General features: G+C 57.5%; 2 protein-coding genes. One reads left to right on the forward strand and one right to left on the reverse strand.

Translation table 11 applies throughout. From position 1 onward, the window contains the following. Positions 1–58: 58 nt before the first annotated feature. Positions 59–619: a recombinase family protein gene (locus tag HY795_02910; protein MBI4804163.1), complete on the reverse strand. Its 561-nt coding sequence runs from the start codon at positions 617–619 to the stop codon at positions 59–61. A 153-nt stretch (positions 620–772) separates the two neighbouring features. Here HY795_02910 and HY795_02915 point away from each other — a divergent pair, with 153 nt between their 5' ends. Next, positions 773–3727, forward strand: a complete 2955-nt coding sequence (locus tag HY795_02915) for a Tn3 family transposase (GenBank protein ID MBI4804164.1) — start codon at positions 773–775, stop codon at positions 3725–3727. Positions 3728–3761: the final 34 nt, after the last annotated feature.

Raw genomic sequence — 3761 nt, forward strand, 5'->3', positions numbered from 1 at the left:
GGGGTCACCCCACCAAACGGAAATTTACGCACGCTAAGGAATTTGTAGAATTCAGGAATCATCTCTCAGAGCGGATATACTGATAGACCGTTTCTCGGCTGATCCCGAACTCCCGCGCTAGGAGCGCCTTTTGCTCGCCAGCTCTTGCGCGTTGTCGTAAATGTGCCGCTTGTGCGTGCGACAGCGCCTTCTTCCTTCCCCGGTAAGCCCCTCGTTGCTTGGCAAGGGCGATCCCTTCTCGTTGTCGTTCCCGAAGGAGGGAGCGCTCGAACTCCGCGAAGGCCCCCATGACGGACAGCAGAAGGGTTGCCATAGGCGAATCGTCGCCGGTGAAGACCAATCCTTCTTTTACGAACTCCACCCGAATGCCAGCCTTGGTCAATCCTTGCACGAGCCGACGAAGATCATCGAGATTGCGGGCCAGACGGTCCATGCTGTGAACGACCACCGTATCCCCTTCCCGGACAAAGGCCAACAACGCCTCTAATTCAAGCCTCTTGGTGTCTTTCCCCGATGCTCTGTCCGTGAAGGTGCGATCGACCTGAACCTGTTCCAATTGCCGGGCGGGGTTTTGGTCGAAGGCACTGATGCGGATATACCCGATGCGTTTGCCTTGCATGAAGTTCCTCCTGGCAGTGTCAGGAAAGACTCTAAAATCATTTCCCCGACGTGTCAACTTTTGTGATATTTAGACCCTATTCTGACGCGATCGGGGCAGGTGCCTGACGTCAGACTGAAGCATACCCCATCATGACGGATCGGAGAACTCAGTATGCCACGTCGCGATTTTTTCTCCCCTGCCCAACTCCTTGAATTGGTGGCCATTCCAGAGGACGAAGGCGAGCTCATTAGGCTGTATTCCTTGTTGCCACAGGATCTTGCCATCATCCGGCAAAGGCGTGGAGATGCCAACCGTCTCGGTTTTGCAGCGCAACTTTGCTCTATTCGATTTCCCGGCCTGGTTATCGGGCAAAATGATTCACCAGACCAACGTATGCTGGGGATGATATCTCGGCAACTCATGATCGATCCAGGGTTGTGGACCAATTACGCGGGACGAGATCAGACGAGAAGGGAGCACCTTCAGGCAATCATCGGCATCTACGGGTATCGCCAGTTCAATGTCGCCGATTACCGGTCGTTGTCGATATGGCTTCTGCCCTTTGCCCTGCAAAGCGATCAGAGCATGGTTCTTGGACGGGCGGTTTTGAACGAGGTGAGAGCCCGGAGAATCATCGTTCCTCCTTTGCCGGTCATCGAGCGGTTATGCGCGGAAACGGCCACTCGTGCGCTTCGTCACATCTACGCCGCCCTGACCAGTCCTTTGACGATGGGACAACGAAAGCAGCTCGAAGCCTTGTTCCTGCCGTATGAAAACCGGCAAATCAGCGTGTTGGCCTGGTTGCGGCTTCCGGTGTCCAAGACAGGACCGCGCCACATGAACACCTTGCTGGCTCGCCTTCACCGGGTCCGATCCCTCGACCTGGCCCCCGGCCTCGAACATGCGGTTCACCGGAACCGACTTCTGAAGCTGGCGCGCATGGCTGAACGCACCACTCTTCAGCATATGAGGCGGTTTGATGAGGCCCAGCGCTATGCCCTTCTGGTCGCGCTTCTCCTGGAAACACGGGCCACACTGACGGATGAGATACTGACCATGCACGATCGAATCATGGGAAAGCTCTTCGCCCGGGCCAAAAGAAAGCATGAGGAGGCCTTCCTGGAGTCTGCCCAGACGATCAACGAGAAAATTCGTATCTTCGCGAAGGTCGGGCAGGCTCTTCTCGATGCCAGGCGAACCGGGGAGGACCCATTTACCGCCATTGAAGCGATTCTCCCGTGGGAAACCTTCGAAGCGAGTGTGACCGAGGCCGACGGGATCGTCAAACCCACCATGGACGACTCTCTGAGTCTGATCGGAACCTCATACTCCCAGATCCGACGCTATGCACCGCTTTTCCTCGAGACCTTCGAGTTCAGGTCTGCCCCCGGCGCGGAGGGTCTCCTGCAAGCCATTCACCTCCTGCGGCAGTTGAACGCCTCAGACGTGCGCGAGGTTCCCGCGGACGCGCCAAGGAACTTCATTCGGAAACGGTGGAAACCGCTGCTCTTCTCGGGAACGGTGATAGATAGGCGATTCTACGAACTCTGTGTCCTCGCTGAATTGAAAAATGCCCTTCGGTCCGGGGATTTGTGGGTGTCCGGAAGCCGCCAGTTCAATGATTTCAAAGAATACATCTTGTCTCCAGAGGCATTTGAACAACTGAAACATGATGGCTTCAGCCTTCCCGTGGAACCGGACAGAGAGAAATACCTGTCTGGGCGCATGGAGCAACTCAGGTCCCAGCTCGTCGCTGTCGACAAGCTCGCGGCGCTCGGACAACTGCCGGATGTGACCTTTACCAAAGGGGTTCTGAAGATCACGCCTCTGGACAAGCTCGTTCCCGATGAAGCCGAAGCCGCGATGCGCAAGGTCTATGCGCTCATGCCCCATGTCCGCATCACGGAGTTATTGCTGGAGGTGGACCGCTGGACCGGCTTCACGCGGCATTTCACCAATCTCAAGACCGGGGAATCGCCTTCTGATCCGGCGATCCTGCTGACGGCGGTCCTTGCGGATGGCATCAATCTCGGCCTGGCGAAGATGGCCGAGGTCTGCCCTATGATGACCTACACGAAGCTCGCCTGGCTGACGGCTTGGCACATCCGGGATGCAACCTATTCAAAGGCCCTGGCGGAACTGGTCAACGCCCAGCATCAGCAGTCCCTGGCTATAGTTTGGGGGGCAGGCAACACATCTTCCTCCGATGGGCAGCGATACCGGGCCGGCGGCCGAGGGGAACCGGCCGGTCAGATGAACCTGAAATACGGCACTGACCCTTCTGTCATGCTTTACACCCATATCTCAGATCGTTACGCCCCCTTCCACAGCCGGGTCATCAACGCCAACATCCGGGAAGCCACCTTCGTCCTGGACGGATTGTTATATCACGAGTCAGATCTTCGGATTGAGGAGCATTACACCGACACCGCCGGATTCACTGACCACGTCTTCGGTCTCTGCCATCTTTTGGGATACCGGTTTGCCCCGCGCATTCGGGATCTCGCCGATAAGAAGCTCTTCCTTCCTGACCGGGAAGGGGAATACCCGGCACTGGAAGGCATGGTCGGCGGGGCGATTCAGAAGGGGCACATCTTGAGTCACTGGGAAGAGGTGACCAGGCTGGCGGCATCGATCGTTCACGGGACAGCGACGGCCTCGCTCCTGTTGCGGAAGCTGGGAAGTTATCCGAGGCAAAACGGCTTGGCCGTGGCCCTTCGGGAAGTCGGAAGGATCGAGCGAACCCTGTTCATTCTCCAGTGGCTCCAGGATTCCGGGTTGCGTCGTCGGGTGCAGGTCGGCCTCAACAAGGGGGAGGCCCGGAATGCCCTGGCCCGAGCGGTGTTTCTCAACCGACTGGGAGAGATGCGGGACCGCGGCTTCGAGCATCAGAACCACCGCGCTTGTGCCCTCAACCTGATCGTCGCTGCCATCACCCTTTGGAACACCATCTACCTGGAACGTGCTTTGGAGGCTCTCCGCGAGCGAGGGGAACCGATCCCCTCTGAACTGGTGCGGCATTTGTCGCCATTGGGATGGGAACATATCAACCTGACAGGGAATTATGTCTGGAGCCTCAACAAACTCGTGGCCCAGGGCCGATTCCGACCGCTACGAAATCCTTAGCGTGCGTAAATTTCCGTTTGGTGGGGTGACCCCA

The organism is Desulfovibrio sp., assembly GCA_016208105.1.
In the GTDB taxonomy this organism is placed as follows: Bacteria; Desulfobacterota; Desulfovibrionia; order Desulfovibrionales; family Desulfovibrionaceae; genus Fundidesulfovibrio.

Bases quoted from the DNA above. Each gene is read 5' to 3' on its own strand.
- HY795_02915 (MBI4804164.1), top strand. From the start codon at position 773: ATGCCACGTCGCGATTTTTTCTCCCCTGCCCAACTCCTTGAATTGGTG.
- HY795_02910 (MBI4804163.1), bottom strand. From the start codon at position 619: ATGCAAGGCAAACGCATCGGGTATATCCGCATCAGTGCCTTCGACCAA.